The organism is Neolewinella lacunae (assembly GCF_014349155.1).
Lineage (GTDB): Bacteria > Bacteroidota > Bacteroidia > Chitinophagales > Saprospiraceae > Neolewinella > Neolewinella lacunae.
The window spans coordinates 13,308-37,833 of the sequence record NZ_JACSIT010000034.1 but is presented as its reverse complement, the minus strand read 5'-3'; the positions used below and the strand labels follow the sequence as shown (position 1 = coordinate 37,833).

Genomic DNA, 24,526 nt, shown 5'->3' with positions numbered 1-24,526 from the left:
CGCTACCTTTGTCCATCTTCTTGCTCCCCTTTTCCGGCTAAGCCCGCCCCGATGAATGTACTGACCTCCTTTGCTGCGGCTACCTCCCCCCGCACCTGCGTCTTAGCGCCCAAAAAAGCATTTGCTGCCCGCCTGTGCCTGCTCCTGGCGCTGCTCTTGCCCGCCGCCGGATTATTGGGCCAGGTCGCCACCGCCTCCATCAGCGGTAAAGTGACGGATTTGCTCACGGAGCAGCCCGTGGATTTTGCGACGGTTTACATCCGGGGCACCATGCGGGCCGTGGAAAGCGGCAATACGGGGCGCTACCTGATTAACGTGCCGGCGGGGGAGGACTTCGTGCTGGTTTTTAGTCGCCTGGGTTACCGCGAAACGGCGGTAAACGTTGCCGCCCTGCCCGAAGGCAGCATTAAACAAATTGACGTGGCCATGGCGCCGACCGAGTCGACCCTGGAGGTCATCGTGCGCGAAAGCAAGATTGAGGAAGGCGGGATGATACGGGAACAACCCGAGGCGCTGCGTCTGCTGCCGTCCACAACGGGCAACCTGGAAAGCCTGCTGCCCCACCTGGCCCTCGGCGTCAGCAGCGGCTCCGGCGGAGAGCTGACCAGCCAGTACAACGTGCGCGGCGGGAACTACGACGAAAACCTCGTCTACGTCAATGGCTTCGAAATCTACCGTCCTCAACTCATCCGCGCCGGGCAGCAGGAAGGGCTAACCTTTGCCAATATGGATATGGTGCGCAGCCTCAGTTTCAGTTCCGGCGGCTTCGATGCGCAGTACGGGGATAAGCTCAGCTCGGTGCTCGACATCAAGTACAAGCGGCCGGACAGCCTCCGGGCGGGCCTGCAGGCGAGTTTTCTGGGGGGCTCCGCCTACCTGGAAGGCAGCTCCCGGGCCAACGCCGTAGGCCTCAAGAAATTCCGCTACCTCGTTGGAGCCCGCTACAAAACGACGCGCTACCTCCTGGGCAGCCTGGAAACAACGGGCGAATACCTGCCCAACTTTGCCGACGTCCAGACTTACCTGACGTACGACTTCAGCCCCCAGCTTCAACTCGGGCTCCTGGCCAACTACAACCGCAGCGTGTATGATTTTGACCCCGTTTCGCGGACCACCGCCTTCGGGGGATTTTTCGAAACGCTGCAACTCTTCACCAGTTTTGAAGGGGGCGAGCGGGACGATTTTTTGACCCGCATGGGTGGACTGTCGCTGACCTTCATCCCCGAACGCGAACGCAACCCACTGTTCCTTAAGCTCCTGACGTCGGCCTTCCGCAGCGACGAAAACGAGGCCATTTCCATCGGTGGGCAGTACCGGCTGGGGCAGCTGGACACCGACCTGGGCAGCAGCACTTTCGGCGAAGTCATCAATGAACTGGGCGCGGGGACGCAGCAGCAATTCGTCCGGAACTTCCTCGATATCCAGGTCTACAACGCTGAGTTGCGCGGTGGACTGGAGATGAACCAGCAGCGGGGTGACCTCAGTACCGCCCACTTTTTACAGTGGAGCCTGAAGATCCAGAACGAACGGGTAAATGACTTCATCAACGAGTGGGAGCGCCTCGATTCAGCGGGCTACAGCCTGCCCTACAACGAGGATGCCGTTGAACTCTTCTCCGTCCTGAAAACCGAAAACGAGCTCAACAGCCTGCGCTACACCGCCTTTTTACAGGATACCTGGACCTGGCGGCGCGAAGACCGGGCAGACTGGCGGATCAGCGCGGGACTCCGGGCGGCCTACTGGGATTTGAACGAGGAATTCCTCATCAGTCCCCGCGCCCAAATCCTCTTTAAACCGCTGGGGGGGACGGCCGACATTACCTACAAGCTGGCGGGTGGACTCTACGCCCAACCGCCGTTTTACCGGGAGATGCGCGGCGCGGACGGCACCGTGAATACGAACCTGCGGAGCCAGAAATCAGCCCACATCGTTGGTGGCTTTACTTCCGATTTCTACTACGGCCGGCGCAACCCTAAGAAGTTCCGCTTCATTGCCGAAGCTTACTACAAATCCTTGTGGGACCTGGTGAGTTACGAAATCGAGAACGTCCGCATCCGCTACTCTGGCCTCAACGACGCCAGCGGATACGTAGCGGGGCTGGATCTGCGGCTCAATGGGGAGTTTGTACCCGGGGCGGATTCGTGGCTCAACCTGAGTTTGTTGCAGGCCCGGGAACGCCTGCTGGGGGTGGAACACCGTGAAGTGACGGGACGGAGCGCGGAAGGGGAGACGCTGAGTGAGGTGGTTGAGTACGTGCCCCGGCCTACGGACCAGCTCTTTCAGCTGAGCCTCTTTTTCCAGGATTACCTGCGCAATAACGAGGCCTTCCGCACGCACGTCAACCTGACGGTGGGCGGCGGGCTGCCCTTCGGCATCCTGAACAACAACCGGGAATTTCGCAACACGCTGCGCTTCGATACTTACCACCGGATTGACATCGGCTTCAGCTTCCGGCTCTACGACCGGGAAAAAAGCCGCCGGGCCAGCACGCATTTCCTGCGCTTTACCCGCTCGACCTTCCTTAGCCTGGAAGTCTTCAATCTGATGCAAGTGGCCAACCAGGCGGGCAATACCTGGATCAAAACCATCGGCCAACAGCAGTACGCGGTGCCCAACCGCCTGACGGGCCGGCGCATCAACCTGCGACTGAGGGTGGACTTTTAATTGCGGCAACTGAGCATCGGCCCGACTTTAACGCCACCTTATACATCTATCCAGCGCTTCTGACGTTGTTATCTTTGCATCACTTCTCCCCTGCGGAAGTTCATCAAACTACCCCACTCATGCGTACCCTCCTTCTCTTTTGCGCCTTGCTGTTCGCTGGTCAGGCGACGCTTTCCGCCCAGAGCAACAACCTCTGGACGACCCTGGCCAAGATCACCTACGAGAAACGTTTTGATGATTTGCTGGGCTTCAAAGTAGATGTTCCGGTGTTTGCGCCGGAGATCAAAGCGCTGGAAGGCAAAGTGGTGGAGGTGACGGGCTACATCGTCCCGGTAGAAGGCTACAAGAGCCACACGGAATTTGTCTTCAGCGCCTACCCCTACAATATGTGCTTTTTCTGCGGTGGCGCTGGCCCGGAGACGGTCATGGAAGTGACCAGCAAAGCGCCAGTGAAATACAGCACCGAGCGCATCCGCCTGCGCGGTAAACTGTTGTTGAACGACGATGACATTAACCGCCTGATGTACGTGCTCATTGACGCCGAGCTCGTGACGGGCAACGGAGACAGCGCCGGGAATTGAGCAGCACACCGGTAATGCACCGGGCTTTCCTTCTCTTGAAAATGCTTTGACTTTGTTCCTCCGTTTCCCTTTTCCGTTGTCCGGAGCCTTCTTGCTCCTTCTGCTGTTGAGCGCCTGCGGGGCTGACGTACCCGATGCCGGCACCACTGAACCGGCCGCCGCCCCCGTGCCGCGCCCGGAGGCCAAACCCGTCCCCCGCTTCGTGGCCGATAGTGCCTACGCGTACGTGGCCGCCCAGGTGGCCTTCGGTCCGCGGGTAATGAATACTGCCGCCCACGACGCTGCCGGGGCCTGGCTGATCAACAAGCTGGAAAGCTTCGGAGCAGAAGTGACCCGGCAGGACTTCACCGCCACGGCCTACGACGGAACGACCCTGAAAAGTTTCAACATCATTGCCCGGTACAATCCCGACCTGACGGACCGCGTCCTGCTGGCCGCTCACTGGGATACGCGCCACGTGGCGGATAGCCCACTGGAAACTGACCCCGGGGCGGTGGTAGAAGGTGCCGACGACGGCGGCAGTGGGGTAGGGGTGCTGCTGGAAATCGCGCGGCAACTGGGAGCCTCAACGCCCTACATTGGGGTGGACATCGTCTTATTTGACGCCGAAGATTACGGAGACTCCGGCCAGCTCGATTCCTGGGGCCTGGGGGCGCAGTACTACTCCCGCAACCTCCCTCCCAATCGCCCGCGCTACGGCATCCTGCTGGATATGGTTGGGGCCAAGGACGCCCGTTTTGCGCAGGAACTGGTTTCTCTCAATAGCGCTCCGCAGATCGTCGATAAGGTATGGAACCTCGCAGAGCGGATGAACTACGGCACCTACTTTCCCAAAATCCAGGGCAAGGGGGTAACGGACGATCACTACTTCGTCAACACCATCGCCCGCATCCCGATGATTGACATCATCAACTACCGGGCCGATACCGAAACGGGTTTCGTCGCGCACTGGCATACGGGCGACGATGGCCTCGACGTGATCGATCGAAACACTTTACAGGCCGTCGGGCAGGTCGTCCTGGCCGTCGTTTACCGGGAGGCAGCGGGCACCCTGTAAGCGTGCTTCGGTAATTCTGCGGCGGAACGTATCTTCACGCCATTGCGGGGCGCGCCGTTGGTGGCCTCCGTTTACGCCATAATCACCGAGCCCGTGCGGGAAACCGAATTCATCGAGAAAAACAAGGAAAAGTGGCAGCGCTACGAGCGGGCCCTGGAGCGGGCGGACCAAGATCCCGAGCTGCTCAACCAGTTGTACGTCCATACCACGGATGACCTTTCCTTCTCGCGTACTTTCTACCCCAACCGTTCGGTGCGGGTTTATCTGAACAGCCTGGCGCAGCGCACTTTTCTCCAGATCTACCGCGGGCGGCGGGGCGAAAGCAGCCGTTTTTTCTCCTTCTGGACGGACGAACTGCCCCGCGTTGTCTTTGCCCAGCGGCGGCCGCTTGTCATTTCTTTGCTCGTTTTCAGCCTGGCGATGCTCGTTGGCGTGATCAGCTACCGGATCGACCCGGGCTTTGCGGAAACGATCATGGGCGAGCAGTACATGAACATGACCCGGGCCAACATCGATAATGGAGACCCCATGGCGGTGTACAAACAGATGGCCCCTTTCAATATGTCGTTGCGCATCACGCTCAACAATATTTTTGTGGCGCTGCTGACCTTCGTTTCGGGGGCTTTTTTTGCGGTGGGTTCAATTGTGCAACTGATCCGCAACGGAGTAATGCTGGGGGTATTCCAGTACTTCTTTTACGACCAGGGGATTTTCCGGGAAAGCTTTCTGACCATCTGGATCCACGGTGCATTGGAAATCAGCAGCATCGTCATTGCGGGCGGTGCGGGACTGGCCATGGGTAAGGGCTTGCTTTTTCCCGGTACCCTTTCCCGCTTTACGGCGTTTAAGGCTTCGGCCCGGGATGGCCTGAAAATTATGCTGGGGACGGTTCCCCTTTTCATCATCGCGGGCTTTCTGGAGGGCTACCTCACGCGGCATACGGAGTTGCCGGACGCGGTGCGGGCGCTCTTCATCCTGCTCTGCTTTGCCTTTATCCTTTGGTATTACGTGCTTTACCCGCGGCGGGTAGCCCGGCGCCCTCAACTGGAGGAGGAAGACCTGGCGCGGGGAGCCGACGCGGGCGAAGAGGCATTAGAGCTGGGGAAAGTCCGGACGGCGGGAGAAAACCTATCGCTGACTTTCAGCGTGCTGCGACGCAGTCCGGGGATGCTCTTCCGGTGGATTGGGCTTATTGCCCTGGGAACCTGCGTCCTGTCGTTCTGGTTCTACGATGCTGCCCCCGCCACCCGTTACTTTTTTGGGGGGACGCCGTGGACCAACATCATTGACGGTTCATTTTTTGCTGACTTCAGCAATTTTCACGAGCTGCTGACGACCTTTTCGCGCAACCGCGGGTTGCTGTACCTTTTCCTGGTAGCGGGGGTTTTGTACGCGCTCCAGCGACTGGCTTTTGAAGTATTCTGGCGGGCGTTGAAGACCAGGCTGCGCCCCGCTAACTGGCGCTCGGAAGCCTACCTGTACCTGGTGTCTTTGGTGTTGGCGGTGGGGCTGGCCTTCAACGGGGTGGTAGCGTCTTTCTTCGCCTTTCTCACCCTGCCTTTTGTGATGACCTGGGCTTACGCTGGTTATTCCGGCCTGGCCACGACCAAGGAGACCTTCCAGTTTGTGTACACCAACCTGAGCAGTTCGTACAGCAACTTTCTGCTCATCCTCACCATGGCCATCCCCTCGATGTGGGTGCTGGATACGGCGATCGGGGGGCTGCTCTTTGCTTTTCTGGATTGGATAGTGTACGCTGACCCCGTCACGATTGATAACTTCAATGTGATACTGCAAACTTTCAGTTACCTGGTGCTGTACGGTGTGGTGTGGGTAGTTCTATCCGTATCCCTGACGCTCAATTTCTACAGCCTGCGGGAAATCGAGAAGGCGGAAGGCCTGCTGGAGAGCATTGAAGGGGTGGGCAGCAAGCGACGCATTCTGGGCATGGAGATGGAGTAGGCCGGCGCGGACTTCCCCCTGCTGTTAAACGCCCTACCTTGCACCTGCGGCAGCGCCCAAACTTGCCCGGTAATTATCCATTTCCGCATCCAACGCCCGTGTATCTTTCTTCCCTGACGCTTACCCAGTTCAAAAATTACGGCAGCCAGCAACTGGAGCTGAGCCCGCGGCTGAACTGTTTTGTGGGCCCCAATGGCGCGGGGAAAACGAACCTGCTGGAGGCCGTTTACTACCTCTGTATGGGGAAAAGCCACACGGGCAACCCCGATCAGTACGCCATCCGCCACGGCGAAGACGGCAGCCGTCTGGAGGGCATTTTCCTGCTGGACGCCAGCGAGCGCGATAAGACGGTGGTCAAACTCCGCAAACGGCAGCGCAAGGTCATCGAACGCAACGGCACCCCTTACGATCGCCTGGCCGACCACGTTGGCCGCTACCCCGTAGTCATCATCGTGCCCGACGACAGTGCCCTGGTTCTGGAGGGCAGCGAGGTGCGGCGCCGCCTGATCGATAACAGCCTGAGCCAAACCGACCCCGCCTACCTCAACCACCTCATCCACTACAATCGCCTGCTGGCCAACCGCAATGCCCTGCTTAAGGAACTCGCCGGCCGCAGCGACACCTCGGGCCTGCTCTCCGTCTATGACCAACAACTGGAGCCCGCCGCCACCTACCTGCACCAACGCCGCCAAAGCTTCAGCGGCCCCTTCACGGAACTGCTGCTGGAAGCCTACGCGGCCATCAGCGGCGAAAAAGAGCAGGTCGAACTCCGCTACAAAAGCCAACTGGAAGAGCAATCCTGGGCCGCCCTGATGGAGGCCAACCGCGAAAAAGACCGCGTATTGCAACGCACTACGGCGGGCATCCACCGCGATGATCTGGTCTTCAGCCAAGACGGCCACCCCCTGCGCCGGGTAGCCAGCCAGGGCCAGTTGAAATCCTTCGTCCTGTCCCTCAAACTCGCCCAGTACCGCCTGCTGGAACGCGATACCCAACGCACGCCCATTTTGCTGCTCGACGATATTTTCGATAAGCTCGACCAAGACCGCGTACGCCAACTCCTCACCCTCGTGCTGGGCTCCGCCTACGGGCAGGTTTTTATCTCCGACACCGATCCCGAGCGCGTCACACAACTCATTGAGGGCAACCCAGCGCTCGATTGGCGGCGCTTTTTGGTAGCGGACGGACGCGTGACGGGATAAGGCCCCTGGATTTTTTGGGCGCGGCCGCAGGTGCTCCCCCCCAACCCCCCGAAGGGGGGAGTCTGGATTGGGAGCAAGGTGGGGCTACGGGACTCCAGTCAAAGCCCCCCGAAAAGGTAGCTAATTAAGCAGCCCTAAGCCACTAAAGCGCCGTAAATTAGCTGCGGCGGGAAAGCTCCTCCGCCACCCTCCCAACCCCGCAACGATGAAAAAAGCCCCCGATAATACCACCGCCCTGAAGGATGCCTTCATGCGCCTGCTGCGGACGAACAAGAACGAGGCGGGTTATTTCAAGGCCCGTACCCGCCTGGTGTGGGAGAAATTTTTCGGCAAGCACGTAGCCGATAACACCCGCGATCTGATGGTGCGCAACCGCAAGCTTTACGTCTACGTCTCCAACGCTCCGCTGCGCAATCAACTGCTGATGGTGCGCGAAGGCATCCGCACCCGCCTCAACGAGGAGTTTGGCGAAGAGTATTTGGAGGAGGTGGTGATAAAATAGGCGTCCAGTGTGCCCTATGCACCAGTGAACTATAAACTACCCCAGAATCGCCTCCCGGGCGGCCTTCATGGGGATGCCGATGCAGCGTTTTTCCATGTAGGTGAGCATGCGCAACATCAGGTCGTGCGTGGCAGGGTCCAGTTGGCCGAGCTCTTTAGCGAAGACGTGGTTGACGGCGGAATCCTTGACGGCTTTGATTTCCTCGGGGAGGTGCGCCAGAGCGCGTTCGAGCAGGCGCTGCCGGTAGGTGGTTTCCAGTTCACCGAGGTGCTTGTGCAAGACGCCGTGGGCGCGTTTGATTTCTTCGCGGCGGAAGCCCATGTTTTCGTCGGCTAAAACCCGCAGTTGCTCCATGCCGATGTAGTGGAAGGGGTGGGTGGCGATGGTTCTTTCGCAGACGTCGGCGGGTACGCCCAGGTCAACGACAATTTTGTCTTCGGGGGCTTCTCCGGCCAAAAGCCAGTGAAACATTTCGGGGGTAATGATGGGCTCAGCGGCGGCGGTACAGATGACCAGAATGTCAAAGCCTTTTGCGTAGCTGCCCAGGTCGCTCAGGGCGATGCCTTCACCGTGGGGGAAAGTGCTGGCCAGGGTTTCGGCGCGGCGGCGGTCGCGGTTGGCTACCGTCACATGCTGGTGCCCGGCCTGCTTGAGGAACTTGGCGACCAGCACATTGGTCTGTCCCGCCCCAATCATCAGCACCCGGCTCGCGGGGGCGGGACGGAACTTGCGCAACTGCTGCATGGAAAGGGAAACGACGGAAACGGATTTCTCGCCAATGCGGGTGTTGTTGTACACGTCTTTGGCCGCCAGGGCGGTCCGGTCGCAGATGATGCGCAGGTCGTCGCCCACCAGGTCCCAATCGCGGCACTGCTGGTAGGCATCGCGGAACTGGCCGAGAATCTGCCGCTCCCCTACGACGAGCGAATCTATCGAAGAACTGATCTCGAAAAGGTGGTAGATGGCGTTCATGCCCGTCAGGTGCTGCATTTCGGCCATGGCCGCTACCGACTCTTCGCCCAGCAAGCCTTGGCGGAAGGCAGCGTTGACCTCCCGGCTGGTAGTGAAGAGCAGGACAATCCGGTTGCAGGTAGCCAGATACAGCAACTCATCAACCTTCTGGCTTTGGCGGATGGCCGTCAGCCGGTCCCGCAAGCGCCCGCCTCCTTCAAAGGCCGCGACGATCTCCCCAATCTCCTTGAGTTTGGCGTGGCGATGGGAAAGGGTGAGTAAGTGAACGTGATTGAGCATAGAGCAGTGAACGCTGGGCGCAAAGGTAATTTGAGGGCACCCTTGATTCTGTCACGAATCGGTTATATTAAACGTTGGAACCATTTCAACGGTGCAAGGGAAAAATTATGGCAAACAAAATTATAGTGCGCAAAATATCGGAAAGGATATTTTTTATTCCGATAGCAGAATCTTTTCGGCCATTGAACACCATATAATACGGAAAGGTCGAATTGTTGTCCTGAATTTAGAATCCGTCTAAATGCACGCGCTGGCGGACAATCAGGCTGGTCCTCCAATTAAAACCCCCAAATACCAGCCAAAGAAAAGCAGCAGCATCCAGCCTTCCCAACGGGTAATTTTGCGGTTATTACTCATCACCCCGATGAGCACTGTCATCGCAATCATCAAGGGGAGGTAGATGCTGAGGATCTCCGTAGGGATCGCCAGGGGGCCGAAAAACCGCGGGATCGCCATTACCACGAAGGTATTGAAAACGTTAGAGCCAATGGCGTTGCCTACGGCGATGGAGGCCTTGCCCTTCCGGGCCGCAGCGAGGCTGACGGCCACTTCGGGTAAACTCGTGCCAATGGCTACCGCCGAAAGCGCGATCACGGTAGGCGCAATGTTCAGGATGGTGCTGATGTTGGTGATGGCCTCAATCACTCCGGTTGCGGATAAACTGACGATGGCTGCGCCAACCAACAGCAGCAGATAATCTTTCCAGGAAGCCAAGGGGCGGTCTTCTTTACTGGGCCGGTCCTGGTCTTTGAGGCTGTAGGCCAGGAAAATAGCGATGCCGCCCAGAAAGAGGAGCGACTCAAACATCGAAAGGTTCCCGTCGGATACCGCAAAATAGAGCAAAAAGGCGCTGCCCCACAGGAAGGGGATATCGATGTGCCACAGGTTATACTCCAGCTCAATGTTGTTCACCACCACGGCCGTAAGCCCCAAGACCAGGGCGATATTGGTGATGTTGGACCCTACCACGTTGCCAATTACAATCTCCGGCGTGCCATCCAAAACCGCTACGATGCTCGTGGCCAACTCCGGCAACGAAGTGCCAAAAGCCACAATCGTTACCCCAATGATGAAGGGAGAGATGCCCAGGGAAAGGCCAATGCGCTCGGCAGCCTCCACGAAGCGGTCGCTGGCCCACAACAAGGCCGCTAAACTAACGATGAAAAGGCCGATCTGTAAGAGTAAGTCCGTCATAAGTGGCGGCGAAGATAAACCATTCCACCGGTAGCAGACGGCCGGGGCAACCGTTGGCAAATTTTATCCGCCCCCCTCGTCGCTTCCCGCTGGCCCCAACGCAAAACGGCCTGACGCCCCCCACTGCGGGGAGCGTCCGGCCGTTTCCAGGAGCGGAAAAAGCCGCGCTGTTTATTTGCGCAACTGCCGCATATCGTGGATGATGTTGAGCGCCTCCTGGATATAAACGTCTTTGCTGACGCCTTTCTTGAAGTCGGTATTACGGGCGTCTTTGCTCTCGTCCACCTGAATCTCTTCCAGGTCAACGTCGAGGTTGTACACGCCGGGGATCACAACCTGGTCGTAGAGGTCTTTGTACTGCTCCGCTTCCTTCTGGTTGGCTTTTTCCAGCGCCTGGTAGGCGGCCAGCGACAGTGGGTAAGTGTTCTGGTCGCTCTGGCGCTTAACCCGCTTGGCGTTTTCCTGGATGCGCTGGAAGGTGGGGTTGAGTGCTACCCGGTTGTTGGAGCGCTCACGCAGGTCATCCATAAAGTCAATGCGGTACACATCCTGGTAGTATTCGGCGGCATCGATTTTTGACCAGGCCAGCGGCCCGGTCTGCTGGCGCTCACCCGTTTCGATCAGCGAGCGGCTGTCGGGCAAGACGATGTCGGGCACCACGCCCCGCAACTGCGTAGAGCCTCCGTCAATGCGGTAGAATTTCTGCATGGTCAGTTTGACAGTGCCCAGGGGTTTTACCTCGGCCAGGCCGGGGATGGTGCGGTCAAGGTCGATGAAGCGTTGGACGGTGCCTTTGCCAAAAGTGGAAGTACTGCCCACAATCACGGCCCGCTGGTAGTCTTGCAGGGCCGCCGCCAAAATTTCGCTGGCGGAGGCGGAGTACTGGTTGACGAGCACCACCAGAGGACCGTCGTAGTACACCTTCGGGTCGGTGTCCCGCAGCACTTCTTTCTGGCCACCCCGGCCGGCTACCTGCACGATGGGGCCCTGGGGGATGAAGAAGCCCGTCATGTCCACCACATCTTTCAGGGAGCCTCCGCCGTTGTTGCGCAAGTCGAGAATGATGCCGTCTACGTCGCGGTCTTTGAGCTTATCGAGCTCCAGTTTGATGTCTTTGGCGGAAAAATGCCCGTCTTCGTGCTCAAAGTCGGCGTAAAAGCTGGGCAGATTGATGTAGCCAATCTTTTCCCCTTCGCCCGGGCCATCGACGATGAGCGACTTGGCAAAGCGGTCGTCAATCACCACAATGTCGCGCACGATGGAAATTTCTTTGATGGTGCCGTCGGGCTTGCGGACTTTCAGGTGCACCGTGGTGCCTTTGTCGCCGCGGATGAACTGGACCACGTCTTCAACTTCCATGTCTTTGATGTCCAGAGACTCTTCTTCGTTGCCCTGGCGGACGGCGAGGATGACGTCATCTTCCTGGAGGTCTTTGCCTTTCCAGGCGGGGCCACCCACCACGATGGTGGCTACCTTGGTGTAGTTTTCGAAGGTCTGGAGCGTTGCCCCGATGCCTTCGAGGCGACCGCTGAAAGAGATGTCGAAACTCTCTTTGTCTTTCGGGCGGTAGTAGCTCGTGTGGGGGTCGAACATGGCCGTCAGGGCATTGAGGTACTGGCTGCGGCGGATGGAGATGTTGGCCTTGTGCATCCGCTCAAACCACTTGTCGTAGCGTTCGAGGGTTTTGGCGCGGACTTCCACTTCAATCTCGGCTGCGGTCGGTTTTTCCGTTAATTCCTCGTCCTGTTCGTTTTCTTCGAGCTTGTCTACGACCTGGTTCAGGACGTCGCGCTTGAGGTAATCGGCCCAATACTGGCGGAGTTCCTTGTCGGATTTAACCCAGTCCGATTTTTCGTCGCGGAGGCTGATCTCGCCGCCGCGGTTGAGGTCCATGGGCTGCGCGAGAATTTCGCGGTAGTAGCCCTGGGTTTTGTTGAGCGCGGCGGTCCAGCGCTCCTGCATGAGGTCAAAAAAGGCGTAAGAGCCTTCGTTCACCTCATCGTCGATGCGCGTTTTGTGGGGGGCGAAGGCGGCCAGGTCTTCGGCGGTGAAGAACAGGCGGGCACCGTCCATGTCATCGATGTAGTAATCGAAAACCTTCTGGCTGAACTCGTCGTCGATCGCTTTGGGCTGGTAGTGAAAACGCTGGAGATTGGCCATCATCGTTTGGATGATGACGGCGTCTTTGTTTCCGGGAGGCGTCGCTTGGGGCAGGTAGGCTGCGTAGAAAGCGGCTACGACAACAAAGAGGGCAGAAAAAAGGATGGTGCCGCGAAATTTCATACGTGCTTTTTTTGAAAGGGTAGCGGATGGATGGCCGGTTACCCAACGAAAGAAGGCTGGGGTACGGAACGAGAGAACGCAAAGACGACCATCTTTATTCGGTCTGGAGCCAGCTGCGACAAATTTAAGTTGCAGCGGCGGCTTGGCCAACCCAATCGGTAGCGGTCTTTGCAAAATCCGGATATTAAATGTTTCAGAGGGGGTTTGGGTTGTGTAAGGCGGGGAAGTCACCTGGCTTTAACGGCGTTTTAACCAGATTTTACTCCGCGCTGGACGGGCGCGGCCGCAGGTGCCGGGGCCCGGTTGAACGGCGATGAAAGGGTCTGGGGCGGGTAGTTTCGTCCGTCGCCGTACGCAAAGAGGCACGCGGGTGGGGCCTGCGGCGTAAATAGCCCGGATGAATCCTTAGCTTTGCCGGGTACCCTGCTCCGGGGAGGGGGTTCCGCTGGCCCGCCCGGCGGGGAGCAATACCCCCCTGACGTTCCATCCGCGTGGACCAGATCGCGCACATTGACCAATAGCCCCACCCGCACTAGTATGAAACACTTTCTCTGCCTTGCTCTTGTCACCTTGCTCTGCACCTGCGTCAGCGCCCAGGAAGCCCTGACCCTGGACCTGAAACGCACGGCCATTACCCGGACCGAGGCGCTCCGGACGATCAACGACGGCCTGCCCGTGACGATCTTTTTCCAGGAAGACCAGGTGCCGAAGGGGGCTATTGACCTGGACTTACGGCAGGCGACCGTCCGCGAGGCCCTCGACGCCATCCTGAAGGGCACCTTGCTGGATTTTATCGACTACCGCGAGCGCATCTTCGTGGTTGGCCCGGCCATCACCATCGGTACCGAGTTTGACGCGGCCTACTACGCCGCCGTGGCCGCCCGCACCGCCGCGCCGCCCACCCGCGAAGGGCAGGAAGGCCCCGCCTACATTGGCGCGCTGGAAACGCTGGAAACCGACGGGCTGGCCACCGTCAAAGGCCAAGTGACCGACCAGCAGAGCGGCGAAACCTTCATCGGGGCCACCATTCAGGTGGAGAACAGCACCACGGCGGCGGTGACGGACGCGGAGGGCAATTACGAACTCCGGCTCCGCCCGGGAGACTATACCCTGGTCATCAGCTACGTCGGCTTCGGCACTAACCTGCGTCCGGTACGCGTCCAGGGCAGCGGAACCTTCGATATTGCGCTCGGTGCCAGCGCTACCAACCTGACCGAAATTGTGGTTACCGAGCAGGCCGTCGATGCCAACGTCGGCCGCGTACAGGCCGGCGTACAACGCCTGGATATGGCCCAGCTCGAAAAGCTCCCCACCTTCATGGGGGAAACCGACGTGGTGAAGGCCCTGCTGCTCAACCCCGGCGTCAGCTCCATTGGCGAAGGCGCTTCGGGGTTCAACGTCCGGGGCGGTGAAATTGACCAGAACCTGCTGTTGATGGACAACGGCGCGCTCATCAACTCCAGCCACGCCCTGGGCTTTTTCAGTACCTACAACGCCGACCTGATCAAGAGCGTAGACCTGTACAAGGCCAACATTCCCGCCCGTTTCGGGGGGCGGCTGGCCTCGGTGCTCGACGTGCAAATGCGCGATGGCAATTTCGAGCGCCACCGCGTCAAAGCGGGCATCGGGCCGGTAACTGGCCGGATTATGGTGGAAGGGCCCATCGTGAAAGACCAAAGCAGCTTCATTTTCGGCGCGCGTTCCAGCTACGCCAACTGGGCCATCAAACTGGCTAGCGTAGAAGAAGTGAAGAACAGCGCAACGTTTTTCTTCGATGGCAACCTGCGGCTGACGCAGCGCATTGGCGATAAATCCACCCTCATCCTCCAGGGCTACGGCTCGCAGGATGAGTTCAATTACAACAATACTTTTGCCTTCGACTACGGCACGGTTATGGGCCAGGCCACCTGGAAGCAGATCTTTAGCGACCAGTTTTACGCCGATTTCAGCCTGGTGTACAACGATTACCAGAGCAGCCAGAGCGACCTGCGCAGCCTGACGGCCGAAGTGGTCAACAACGGCATTCGCTACCTGACGGTGAAACCCACTTTCTTTTACGAAGCCTCCAAAGACCTGCAATTGCAGGGCGGGCTGGACATCAACCAGTTCTGGGTCAACCCCGGTGATCGCAGTCCGGCCACCCCCGAATCCCTGACGCCCGGGCAGGCCCTGGAAGAAGAGCAGGGCATGGAAGCCAGCCTTTTTGCCAGTGCGGATTACACGGTCTCGAACCGCTTCAGCATTTCCGGCGGGCTGCGCTTTACCAATTACCGCTTTCTGGGGCCGGGCACGGAATTCCAGTACGAAGACGGTGTTCCGCGGCGGGGGCGGCTGACCGACTCCATCCGCTACGGTGCGGGTGAGGTCATGGCGGCCTACAACAGCCTGCAACCGCGCGTGAGCTTGCGCTTCCGCCTCAACGCCAACGCTTCCATCCGGGGGGGCTACAGCCGCACTGCCCAGTTCCTCAACCAGATTTTCGTCAGCGATTCCCCTACGCCCAGTTCGCAGTACCAGCTGAGTACGACCTACATTCCGCCTTTCCTCTCCCACAACTTTTCCCTGGGCTACTTCCTCAACCAGGAAGACAACAACATTGAGCTGGGCGCTGAAGTCTACGGCCGCCGGATCGACCAGCTCTGGGATTACCGCGACTTTGCCGAGGTGATCGTCAACCCCACCCTGGAAACGGAAATCCTGATCGGCGAAGGGCGTGCCTACGGCCTGGAGCTGAGCGCCAAGCGCAAGGTGGGGGTGCTCAATGGCCTGGTCAGCTACACTTTTTCTTCCACCCAGCGCAAGATTGCGGGCATCAACAACGGCAACTACTACAACAGCAACTTCGATAAACCCCACAATTTCGTGACCACCATCAACTGGAACCCCAACCAGCGGAACACCCTGACGGCGAACTTTACCTACCGCACCGGCCGGCCCGTAACCGCACCCGTCGGGAATTACCGCGTGGAAAACGGCCTGACCGTTCCGGTGTACAGCGACCGCAACGCCGTGCGCATCCCCGACTACCACCGCCTCGACCTGGCCTACACCCTGGGCAAAGGCTACAACAAAACGAAAAACTTCCAGACCAGTTGGACGATCTCCCTCTACAACGTCTACGGCCGCAGGAACGCCTTTTCCGTCTTTTACACCCAGGCCCCCGACCAAACCAACGTGGCCAACCAGCTGGCTGTTTTGGGCACCGTCTTTCCCGCCGTCACCTTCAACATCGAAACGCGCTAAGCGCCCAACCCCAACTCCCGATGCCCGTGCAGCACTTCCCCTTCGCCCTCCGCCACGCTTTGCCAGCTCTGTTGCTCGCCCTGGCGCTTTTTTCCTGCCTCGACGAAATTGACCTCAACCAAGGCGCCGCCCTCCCCGAGGGCATCGTCTTGCAGGGCCGCATCAACGCGGGTGCGCCCAGCGACGTGCGCATCCGCCTCGAACGCCTCTTCCGCTTCGAAAACTCCAACCGCCCGGACCAAGTCGCCAACGCCACCGTGGTGCTGGAGAACAGCGAAGGGCAGACTTTGAGCCTTCCCTTCCGCGACGGTGCCTACCGCGCTACCATCCCCGCCGGAGACCCCGACTTCCTGGTCGCGCCGGGCCTGGGCTACCGCGTACGCGTGGCCACCCGCGAGGGCGAAGCCTACGAGACCGACTTTGACGTCTTACCCGCCCCCCTCGCCCCCGACGGCGCCAGCGGAGAACCAAGCACCGTGACGCGGCTCAACGCTGCCGGTGACGAAATCATGGTCCCCGGCTTCGCGTACAACATTTCCGGGCCCATCCGCTACCCCGACGGCAGCCCCGCCTTCATCCGCTGGACCCTGGAGCAAACCTGGAAGGTGACCGACGAACCGGGAATCTTCCCCTTCAACGAAAACGACCCCAAGGTCTGCTACGTCACCCAGCCTTTTGAAGGCAACGACCTCTTCCTGCTCAACAGCCTCGACGTTCCCGCCAATCGGGTGGACAATTTTCCCCTCGCCGCCCAAGCCCGCGACTTCCGCTACGCTGAAGGCAACGTAATGACCATTTACCAGGAAGCCCTGAGCCGGGCGGCTTACGAATACTTTGATCAGGTCCGCCGCATCGCGAGTACCGAATCCAGCATCTTTGAGCCACCCGGTGGACCCATCGTCGGCAACGCCCGCGACGTGAACGGACTGACCTCCAATGTCTTCGGCTTTTTCTACGCAACCAGCCGCTCGGAAGTCCGGGTACCCATTTCTCCGGCCCAGGCGGATAACCCCGGCCGCTTCTGCCCGCTGGTCCGTTCGCCCTCGCCCAACCCCCAGCCCAACAGTTGCGACGACTGCCTGCGGATCGAGGGTTCGGAACTACCGCGCCCGGTCTGGTTCCCCTTTTAGCGCCGCCGGGGTTTAGCCCTGGCTTAAGCTGATCCGCCTACCCATCCATACCACCGTGGAAAAATATCCCGCCATGCGTTACGTCTTCTTCCTGTTTTTGCTGCTGGTTGCGGCGGCATTGCCGGCCCAGTCGGCACTCCACCTCGATCGTCCGTTCCACATTGCCGGTGAGGTCACCTGGTTCTCCGTCTACCTGCCCCAGCCCGCTCCTCCGAAGGTGCGCGTGGGGATTTATGCACCCGACGGCAGCGAGATCGACTATTTTTTCCTGGCTACCGACGCCGCCGGCCGCGCCGCTGGCCACTACCGCTGGCCCTTCGCCCTGAAAACAGGCTACTACCGCCTGGCCCTGAGTGCGCGCACCGGCGCCGCGACGACGGCCGATCTGGGCACCTTTCAGCACCCCGTCTACGAAAACAAACGCCCGGAGGCCGGGGCTTTGGTGGCCGACCCGGCTCCCGTGCCCCCGACGGCTGGTGCCCTTAAACTGACCTTAGCGGGAAACCGGGTGACGATTGACGGACTGGAAAACGGAGCCTATAGCGTCAGTGTGTTCAACGCCGATTTGCTGGGAACCAACGCCGCCACCGTCGTAGAAAGCACCACGCAGGGCAGCGGACCCTGGCGGGACACCCTCTTTTACCCCGCCCGGGCCCTGACCGCCGCTGCTGAACCTTTCCAAACCAACCTGCTGCCCGTCTTCGACCCGGCAAGGTTCGCCTTCGGCTTCGCAAAAACGGAAGCCAACGGCGACTTCTCCCTGGAATTGCCCGGCTTCGAAGGACAAAAGACGGTGCAGGCCCGGGCCCTGGAGGGGATCGATCTCCGCCCAAGCCTGTTGACCCTCCGCCTGCCCGCCCTGACCCAGGCTCCGCCGCTGACGCAAACCGTGGCCACCTACCTCGATCTCTACCGCCGCCGACAGAAAATCTACCAACTCTTCGCCACCGTCGAAACGGAACTCGAGGCCAGCCCGGCGGCCGAAAAACGCAAGTCGCTCAAGCCCAACCGCGATTTTGCCGTGCAGGACTACAAGGCCTTCCCCGATATGTACACTTTCTTTAAAGAGGTGGCCGGGGAACTGCGCGTGCGGTTGAAAAAAGAACAGTACTCCGCCCAACTTTACAACGCCCCCAACCAGCGCTTCTTCGCCGAAAACCCGCTTTACATCGTCGACGGAAAGCTTACGCGGGACGACAATTACGTCAATCGCCTCTCGCCCGCCGAGGTCAGCTACCTGGCGTTTTACTACGTGGGTGCCGAACTGCGGCGCGACTTCCCGGCCCTGGGCAACAACGGGGTCGTTCAGATCGAAACCCTGCGGCCCGCCCAGAAATTCCCCGCCGCTGATGCCGACGATCTGCTGACCGTAAAAGGCCTTCAGCCCTCGCTCGACTTTCCCGTACGCCGTCCGGCGGAGGATGACGTCCCGGCCCTTTCCCCGCTGCTGTACTGGACGACGGGCAGCGGTACCGCTTCGGCCACCTTTGAGCTTCCGGCCACCGACGATTATGGCAACTACCGCGTAGTGGTGGTGGCCCGCTCCGCCACAGGACAGCTGGTCAGCGCCAGTCATCTTTACGAAGTAATGGTTAAGTAGTGCGCCAGAAACTCTTTCTCCTTGCGCTGCTCCTGCTGCCCGCCGCCCTGCTGATTCACCTCGGGGCGGTGGTCTTCATCGATGATGAGGCCATCCGTTCTCTGGTCGCACAGGAAATGCTCTGGAGTGGCAACTTTATTTTTCCTACCCTGCACGCCGACGCTTACCTGAACAAGCCCCCGCTCTGGAACTGGGTGCTGGCCCTGAGTTTCTACCTCCACGGTGGGGCGAGTGAGTGGGCTGCACGCCTGCCTACGACGCTGGCGCTGGTGGCTTTTGCGGCCACTGCCTACCACTTCAGCCGGCAGCATTTTTCGCAGTACCTGGCCGCCGTGCACGCCCTGACGGTCATCACCTGCGGGCGCATGTTGTTTTGGGACAGCATGTTGGCCCTCATCGACGTCACTTTCAGCTTCGTGGTGTACGCCCAGGTGATGCTGCTGTACACCTACGGCCGGCGGGGGGAGTGGACCAGGGCTTTTGCCTGGAGTTACGCCCTGACGGCGGTTGGCTTCCTGCTCAAGGGCTTACCCGCTTTCGTCTTCCAGGGCATTACGCTGCTGGCGCTGCTGGCCTGGACGCGGGCGTGGAAGCAACTCCTGCGGCCCGCCCACCTGCTGAGCGGCCTGGGTTGCCTGGCCGTGCTGGGGCTTTACTACTGGCAGTACAGCTACTACGTTGATCTCCCGAAGGTCTTCGAACGGCTTTTTTTGGAAAGTGGGAAGCGGACGGCCGTCGCCCACGGCGTGGGTGACCTGGTGCAGCACCTGCTGGCTTTTCCCTTCGAGATGAGCTACCATTTTCTGCCCTGGACCCTTCTGCTGGTCTATCTCTTCCAGCGGGGTAGCTGGCGGCGGCTCAGGAAAAATGATTTTGCGGCCTTTTGCCTGGTGGTGTTTCTGGCCAATCTACCCGTGTACTGGCTTTCGCCCAACGTGTACCCCCGCTACCTTTTGATGCTCTTTCCGCTCCTGTTTGGCAGCCTTTTGCACCTGCACGTGGGCCATCAGGCGCGCCGTACGCGCACGTACCGGGCCTTGCGCTATCTGCTGCTGGGCCTGATGACGCTCTGCGCGGTGGTGATGCCCTTCGTTCCCCTTCTGGAGGCTACGCAAGGGGTACCGCTGGCCTGGGTCAAGAGTTTGACGGTGGGCGCGGCCGCAGGTGCGGTGTGCGTCGCAGCGTGGCGCAAGGAAAGTCAATTGCTCCTGCTCTTCGCCATTTTCCTGCTCTTGTTGCGGATTGGGTTCAATTTCTTCGTCTTGCCCACCCGCGCGGCCAGCAGCGAACGGGCCCTGGCAGTGCGGGAAACGGCCACCGCCGCCATGCGCGCGCACCCCCAGGATTCGGTCGCCATTTTTGCTTACACCCTCATCGAACCCGCCACTGGCTACTACCTGAGCATGGCCCGGGGCCGCGTCATTCCCCGGCAGTGGCAAGACTTTGCTCCCCAGACCTTGTACATCATCTCACCCCTCCAGTATCCCGGCGTGGAGGTGCTGCCCCAGGACAGCATCTACCTCCGGCACCTGCGCACCTACTACCCCCTGGGCACGCTCCCCAACCCACCCGCCGGACCCATCCCCCTGGAAGAACCCCTGCGCGATGGCATGGGGACGGGGCTTGGGGAGGCGTTAGTTCACTAATTCAGTAGTCGTTAGTTCACTAGTCGTTAGTTCACTAGTCAATGCAATGAACTATGAACTATGAACTACTGAACTACAAAACTCCCCCCCAGGTCCCGTACCTTTGCGGTCATGCTACTATCCGTTGTCGTTACCGTTTACAATGAGCGCGAAAACATCCGGCCCCTCATCAGCCGCATCAATGCTGCTTTGGCGGGGATGGACTACGAGATCGTTTACGTCGACGACGGCAGCACCGATGGCACCCTCCAGGAGCTGAAGTCCCTCGATGAGCCGCGATTGGTAGTCGTGGAATTCCGCAAAAACTACGGCCAAAGCCTGGCCCTGATGGCGGGCATTGACGTGGCGCGCGGCAATTACATCGCCACCATGGACGGCGACCTGCAAAATGACCCTTTGGACCTTCCGGCCATGCTCGAACTGGTCGCCCACGGCGAGTGGGACCTCGTGGTCGGTGAACGCGTCAACCGACAGGATGGGGCGCTGCTCCGCAAAATCCCCAGCCGCATTGCCAACTGGATCATCCGCAACCTGAGTGGCGTACACCTGCGCGACTACGGCTGTGCCCTGAAAGTGTTCCGGGCCGAAATCGCCAAAGACATGGGCATTTACGGGGAGCTGCACCGCTTCATCTCCGTCCTGGCCAGCCTCGAAGGTGCGCGGATTACCCAGATTCCCGTACGGCACCACGCCCGGCAATTCGGTGTCAGCAAATACGGGCTGGGGCGGACGTTTAAGGTGGTGAGCGACTTACTCCTGATGCTCTTCTTCAAGAAGTACCTCCAGAAGCCGATGCACCTCTTTGCGCAGTCGGGGCTCCTGCTCTTCAGCGTCGGGGCAGCCATTAACGTCTACCTCCTGGTGCTGAAGCTTTTTGGCAACGATGTCTGGGGTCGGCCCTTGCTGATTTTAGGCGTACTGCTGGTGTTGGCGGGCATTCAGCTCGTCACGGTCGGCATCATCGTGGAAGTGTTGATGCGGACCTACTACGAAAGCCAGAACAAGCGACCCTACCGCATCCGTGAAATCAAAAGGGGGAGCGCGGTGGTGCTGGCGGACCCTACGGCGACCGAGGCCCATCTGGAACGCCCCATCTATCCCGTTAACCCGGGGTAGGCCATGCGCTTAGCGGCCACGCCCCATTTTGCGGGTGGTCTTCTTATCGAACAAGCTGGACGACGACTTTTGCTTGGGCGTACCGTCTTTGCGCAGATCCTGACGCACGGTACTCTGGATGGCTGCGCAGCCTGATTTGCGGGCGCAACCCGTGGAAATCAGCGGGATGCCCACAAAAAGGAGGAGGGAAAAAAGGTAAACTTTGGACTGTTTCATGCGTTGGAAGGATTGCTGCGTAAGCACTAAAACGCAATTATCGTTCGTTTACGCACGAATTCCCCTGAGAAACTCATTTTTCCGGGCGAAAATGTTGCAAGGGAGTAGCTCCCGACCAATCTTTGCCGCCCTTAATCCAATTTAAATCCTGAACCAATGAATAAAGGAGATCTCGTGGCGTCCATCGCCGAAAAAGCCGGCATCACGCAGAGCCAGGCTGAAGCCGCGCTCAGCGCCACTATTGATAGCATTCAAACTGCCCTGAAGGACGGTGACACGGTCAGCCTCGTAGGCTTCGGCACCTTCTCGGTGAGCCAGCGCCCCGGCCGTGAGGGTCGTAACCCCCGCACCGGCGAAACGATCAAGATTGCTGCCAAGTCCGTCGCTAAGTTCAAGCCCGGCAAGAAGTTGACCGACAGCATCAACTAAGATTCCAGCAACCGCTGAAAATGTGCGACCTGCTCCTTACCCGGGCGGGTCGTTTTCGTTTAGGGGAAAGACGTGGCGGAAGATTTAACTTGGGCGCTGTACAGAATTTGCCTAGTTTCGGGCGGGAGGAGACGTCCTTGTGCACCGGTTTGGACCTGCTTCCGCTAAACGAACCCTGAGCTTGGACAGTGGGTTTAAGCGGTGGCTGCACATTCCAGACTCGACACGGGGCATACGTAAGCAGCTGCTCCAAGGTTTGTTCCCAGGTCCAAACCGGCAAGAGCCCCGGGTGTCTGGACCCGATAGATTGGCCAAAATTCTCCCAACGGTTAAGTCAGAACAGCTTAGCTTTGCAACTAAACTTATTCCTCCTGCGGGAGGGCACCCATAAAAAATCCCCATTCATGGCAGATATTCAGGAACTCAAGCGCATTGCCAGCCAGGTGCGGCGCGACATCATTCGCCAGGTATACCTGTGCCAAAGCGGTCACCCCGGTGGTGCGCTGGGCAATACCGATCTCTTAGTGGCGCTGTACTTTGCGGTAATGAAGCACGACCCGAAGTTCAACATGGATGCTAAGGGCGAAGACGTCTTCTTCCTCTCCAACGGGCACATCAGTCCCGTCTGGTACTCCGTACTGGCCCACGCCGGCTACTTCCCCGTAGAGGAACTGAAAACCTTCCGCGCCCTCAACTCCCGCCTGCAAGGGCACCCCACCACCCACGAGGGGCTGCCCGGCATCCGCATCGCTTCCGGCTCTTTGGGGCAGGGGGTGAGCGCCGCCTGTGGTGTGGCCCTGGCCAAGAAAATGGACGGTGATGACCGCACGGTCTTCGTACTGACCGGCGACGGCGAACAGCAGGAAGGACAAATCTGGGAGGCCGCGCTTTTTGCCCCCCACCACAAGCTGGACAACCTCGTCCTCATCATCGACGACAACGGGCAGCAGATTGACGGCCCCACCAGGGAAGTGCTCCGCATGGGTGACTTCGGCGAGAAATACGCCGCCTTTGGCTGGGACGTGATGCGCATGGACGGCAACGACCTGGAGCAAACCATCAAGACCCTGCAGGAGGCCCAGGCCAAGCGCAACGGCGTACCGACCTGCATCGTGATGAAAACCGAAATGGGCCAGGGGGTAGACTTTATGGTCGGCACCCACCACTGGCACGGCAAAGCCCCCAACCAAGACCAGGCGCAAAAAGCCCTGACCCAGTTGGAAGAAACCCTCGGAGATTTTCCCGCCGAGGGGATCTAGCCGGTCCTTGCTCCTTCTTGTCCACCGCGCAGCACCTGCGGCCGCGCCCTTTTTCCTTAACCTTTACAGAATACTACAGCGATGCTGAACCTGGATAAACTTCAATCAACGGGCAAAAAAGCCACCCGCGATGGCTTCGGCGCTGGCCTGAAAGCCGCTGGCGACGCCCACGACAACGTGGTGATGCTGACGGCCGACCTGCGCGGCTCCATGAAATCGGAAGACTTCATCAATGCCTACCCCGACCGCTTCGTGCAGTGCGGCATTTCCGAAGCCAACATGATTGGTGTTTCGGCGGGCCTGGCAACCGCCGGGAAAATCCCCATGGCCACCACCTTTGCCAACTTCGCCACCGGCCGCGTCTACGACCAGATCCGGCAGAGCGTGGCTTACAGCGATAAGAACGTCAAGATTTGCGCCAGCCACGCCGGCCTCACGCTGGGCGAAGACGGTGCTACCCACCAGATCCTGGAAGACATCGGCATGATGCGGATGCTGCCCGGCATGACGGTCATCAACCCCTGCGACTACAACCAGACCAAGGCGGCCGTAGTGGCCATTGCGGAGCACCACGGACCGGTTTACCTCCGATTCGGTCGGCCCAGCTGGCCCGTGTTCATCCCCGAAGACCAGGAATTTGTGATCGGGAAAGCCCTGCACCTGAACGCTGGCACCGATGTCTCGATCTTCGCCACCGGCCACCTCGTCTGGTACGCCATCGAAGCCGCCCGCGAACTGGCCAAGGAAGGCATCAGCGTAGACCTGATCAATATTCATACGATCAAGCCCCTGGACGAAGCAGCCGTAGTAGCCAGCGCCAAAAAGACCGGCGCGGTAGTGACCTGCGAAGAGCACAATAAGTACGGTGGGCTGGGCAGCGCCATCGCCGAATGCCTCGCCAAGCACGCCCCCACCCGCCAGGAATTTGTCGCCACCGACGACACCTTCGGCGAATCGGGCGAAGCGGAAGAGCTGCTGGAAAAATACGGACTGGGCGTCAAAGACATCATCGCCGCCGCCAAGCGGGCGCTGGGCAAAGCCTAATTGTTGGGGGGCGGCAGGATGAGGGTGGGTGCCGGACCGGAGGTTCGGAACCTGTATGAAAAGCTTGACCGAAGGTCAAGATCCAGTAAAACTCCATGCAACTCCATGCTCAACTCCAAGTAACTCCATGGGCCCAAAACCAGAATA

18 protein-coding genes are annotated in these 24,526 nt (G+C 59.5%); 14 read left to right on the top strand and 4 right to left on the bottom strand.

From position 1 onward, the window contains the following. The first annotated feature begins 51 nt into the window (after positions 1 to 51). The 6 genes from H9S92_RS00635 (at position 52) to H9S92_RS00610 (ending at position 7,968) form a co-directional block, all read left to right on the top strand. Positions 52 to 2,664, top strand: coding sequence for a TonB-dependent receptor (locus H9S92_RS00635; RefSeq protein ID WP_187464796.1), 2,613 nt, complete (start codon positions 52 to 54; stop codon positions 2,662 to 2,664). 119 nt (positions 2,665 to 2,783) lie between these two features. Continuing rightward, positions 2,784 to 3,245: a hypothetical protein gene (locus H9S92_RS00630; protein ID WP_187464795.1), complete on the top strand. Its 462-nt coding sequence runs from the start codon at positions 2,784 to 2,786 to the stop codon at positions 3,243 to 3,245. Between the two features lie 52 nt (positions 3,246 to 3,297). Continuing rightward, entirely contained in the window at positions 3,298 to 4,302 is a 1,005-nt protein-coding gene (locus H9S92_RS00625; RefSeq protein WP_246463568.1) for a M28 family peptidase, read from the top strand. Between the two features lie 93 nt (positions 4,303 to 4,395). Further along, positions 4,396 to 6,264 (top strand): stage II sporulation protein M, encoded by a 1,869-nt coding sequence (locus H9S92_RS00620; RefSeq protein WP_187464793.1) that lies wholly within the window; start codon positions 4,396 to 4,398, stop codon positions 6,262 to 6,264. A gap of 98 nt (positions 6,265 to 6,362) precedes the next feature. Continuing rightward, a complete protein-coding gene (recF, locus tag H9S92_RS00615; RefSeq protein ID WP_187464792.1) occupies positions 6,363 to 7,466 on the top strand; it encodes a DNA replication/repair protein RecF in 1,104 nt (367 codons plus the stop codon). Positions 7,467 to 7,671: 205 nt separating this feature from the next. Further along, positions 7,672 to 7,968, top strand: coding sequence for a DUF721 domain-containing protein (locus tag H9S92_RS00610; protein ID WP_187464791.1), 297 nt, complete (start codon positions 7,672 to 7,674; stop codon positions 7,966 to 7,968). Positions 7,969 to 8,004: 36 nt separating this feature from the next. Here the strand turns inward: H9S92_RS00610 and hemA are convergent, their stop codons facing one another. From hemA to H9S92_RS00595, 3 genes are all read right to left on the bottom strand, one after another. Then, positions 8,005 to 9,219 (bottom strand): glutamyl-tRNA reductase, encoded by a 1,215-nt coding sequence (gene hemA / locus H9S92_RS00605; protein WP_187464790.1) that lies wholly within the window; start codon positions 9,217 to 9,219, stop codon positions 8,005 to 8,007. A gap of 261 nt (positions 9,220 to 9,480) precedes the next feature. Further along, positions 9,481 to 10,413 carry a calcium/sodium antiporter gene (locus H9S92_RS00600; protein ID WP_187464789.1) on the bottom strand — a complete coding sequence of 311 codons (933 nt, stop codon included), beginning with the start codon at positions 10,411 to 10,413 and terminating at the stop codon, positions 9,481 to 9,483. A gap of 171 nt (positions 10,414 to 10,584) precedes the next feature. Next, the gene (locus H9S92_RS00595) at positions 10,585 to 12,696 is read right to left on the bottom strand and encodes a carboxy terminal-processing peptidase (RefSeq protein WP_187464788.1); all 2,112 of its coding nucleotides are present in this window, start codon (positions 12,694 to 12,696) and stop codon (positions 10,585 to 10,587) included. 537 nt (positions 12,697 to 13,233) lie between these two features. Here H9S92_RS00595 and H9S92_RS00590 point away from each other — a divergent pair. From H9S92_RS00590 to H9S92_RS00570, 5 genes are all read left to right on the top strand, one after another. Then, positions 13,234 to 15,939 carry a TonB-dependent receptor gene (locus H9S92_RS00590; RefSeq protein ID WP_187464787.1) on the top strand — a complete coding sequence of 902 codons (2,706 nt, stop codon included), beginning with the start codon at positions 13,234 to 13,236 and terminating at the stop codon, positions 15,937 to 15,939. Positions 15,940 to 15,959: 20 nt separating this feature from the next. Then, positions 15,960 to 17,069: a DUF4249 family protein gene (locus H9S92_RS00585; RefSeq protein ID WP_187464786.1), complete on the top strand. Its 1,110-nt coding sequence runs from the start codon at positions 15,960 to 15,962 to the stop codon at positions 17,067 to 17,069. A gap of 73 nt (positions 17,070 to 17,142) precedes the next feature. Further along, positions 17,143 to 18,669: a hypothetical protein gene (locus H9S92_RS00580; protein ID WP_187464785.1), complete on the top strand. Its 1,527-nt coding sequence runs from the start codon at positions 17,143 to 17,145 to the stop codon at positions 18,667 to 18,669. After that, on the top strand, positions 18,669 to 20,315 hold the full coding sequence (locus H9S92_RS00575) for an ArnT family glycosyltransferase (RefSeq protein WP_187464784.1): 1,647 nt from the start codon (positions 18,669 to 18,671) through the stop codon (positions 20,313 to 20,315). The genes H9S92_RS00580 and H9S92_RS00575 overlap by 1 nt, the downstream gene beginning before the upstream one ends. A 111-nt stretch (positions 20,316 to 20,426) precedes the next feature. Next, positions 20,427 to 21,431, top strand: coding sequence for a glycosyltransferase family 2 protein (locus H9S92_RS00570; RefSeq protein ID WP_187464783.1), 1,005 nt, complete (start codon positions 20,427 to 20,429; stop codon positions 21,429 to 21,431). A gap of 9 nt (positions 21,432 to 21,440) precedes the next feature. Here the strand turns inward: H9S92_RS00570 and H9S92_RS00565 are convergent, their stop codons facing one another. Further along, a complete protein-coding gene (locus tag H9S92_RS00565) occupies positions 21,441 to 21,647 on the bottom strand; it encodes a hypothetical protein (RefSeq protein ID WP_187464782.1) in 207 nt (68 codons plus the stop codon). A 156-nt stretch (positions 21,648 to 21,803) separates the two neighbouring features. Here H9S92_RS00565 and H9S92_RS00560 point away from each other — a divergent pair, with 156 nt between their 5' ends. The 3 genes from H9S92_RS00560 to H9S92_RS00550 all read left to right on the top strand — a co-directional run bounded on the left by H9S92_RS00560 (position 21,804) and on the right by H9S92_RS00550 (position 24,379). Beyond that, the gene (locus tag H9S92_RS00560) at positions 21,804 to 22,076 is read left to right on the top strand and encodes an HU family DNA-binding protein (protein WP_187464781.1); all 273 of its coding nucleotides are present in this window, start codon (positions 21,804 to 21,806) and stop codon (positions 22,074 to 22,076) included. A 404-nt stretch (positions 22,077 to 22,480) separates the two neighbouring features. Then, positions 22,481 to 23,335, top strand: a complete 855-nt coding sequence (locus H9S92_RS00555) for a transketolase (protein ID WP_187464780.1) — start codon at positions 22,481 to 22,483, stop codon at positions 23,333 to 23,335. A 90-nt stretch (positions 23,336 to 23,425) separates the two neighbouring features. Next, the gene (locus H9S92_RS00550) at positions 23,426 to 24,379 is read left to right on the top strand and encodes a transketolase family protein (RefSeq protein ID WP_406611981.1); all 954 of its coding nucleotides are present in this window, start codon (positions 23,426 to 23,428) and stop codon (positions 24,377 to 24,379) included. Positions 24,380 to 24,526: the final 147 nt, after the last annotated feature.

Coding starts and splice junctions, on each gene's coding strand:
- H9S92_RS00635 (WP_187464796.1), top strand. CDS start 52: ATGAATGTACTGACCTCCTTTGCTGCGGCTACCTCCCCCCGCACCTGC.
- hemA (WP_187464790.1), bottom strand. CDS start 9,219: ATGCTCAATCACGTTCACTTACTCACCCTTTCCCATCGCCACGCCAAA.
- H9S92_RS00610 (WP_187464791.1), top strand. CDS start 7,672: ATGAAAAAAGCCCCCGATAATACCACCGCCCTGAAGGATGCCTTCATG.
- H9S92_RS00580 (WP_187464785.1), top strand. CDS start 17,143: ATGCGTTACGTCTTCTTCCTGTTTTTGCTGCTGGTTGCGGCGGCATTG.
- H9S92_RS00630 (WP_187464795.1), top strand. CDS start 2,784: ATGCGTACCCTCCTTCTCTTTTGCGCCTTGCTGTTCGCTGGTCAGGCG.
- H9S92_RS00560 (WP_187464781.1), top strand. CDS start 21,804: ATGAATAAAGGAGATCTCGTGGCGTCCATCGCCGAAAAAGCCGGCATC.
- H9S92_RS00595 (WP_187464788.1), bottom strand. CDS start 12,696: ATGAAATTTCGCGGCACCATCCTTTTTTCTGCCCTCTTTGTTGTCGTA.
- H9S92_RS00555 (WP_187464780.1), top strand. CDS start 22,481: ATGGCAGATATTCAGGAACTCAAGCGCATTGCCAGCCAGGTGCGGCGC.
- H9S92_RS00600 (WP_187464789.1), bottom strand. CDS start 10,413: ATGACGGACTTACTCTTACAGATCGGCCTTTTCATCGTTAGTTTAGCG.
- H9S92_RS00590 (WP_187464787.1), top strand. CDS start 13,234: ATGAAACACTTTCTCTGCCTTGCTCTTGTCACCTTGCTCTGCACCTGC.
- H9S92_RS00585 (WP_187464786.1), top strand. CDS start 15,960: ATGCCCGTGCAGCACTTCCCCTTCGCCCTCCGCCACGCTTTGCCAGCT.
- H9S92_RS00570 (WP_187464783.1), top strand. CDS start 20,427: ATGCTACTATCCGTTGTCGTTACCGTTTACAATGAGCGCGAAAACATC.
- H9S92_RS00565 (WP_187464782.1), bottom strand. CDS start 21,647: ATGAAACAGTCCAAAGTTTACCTTTTTTCCCTCCTCCTTTTTGTGGGC.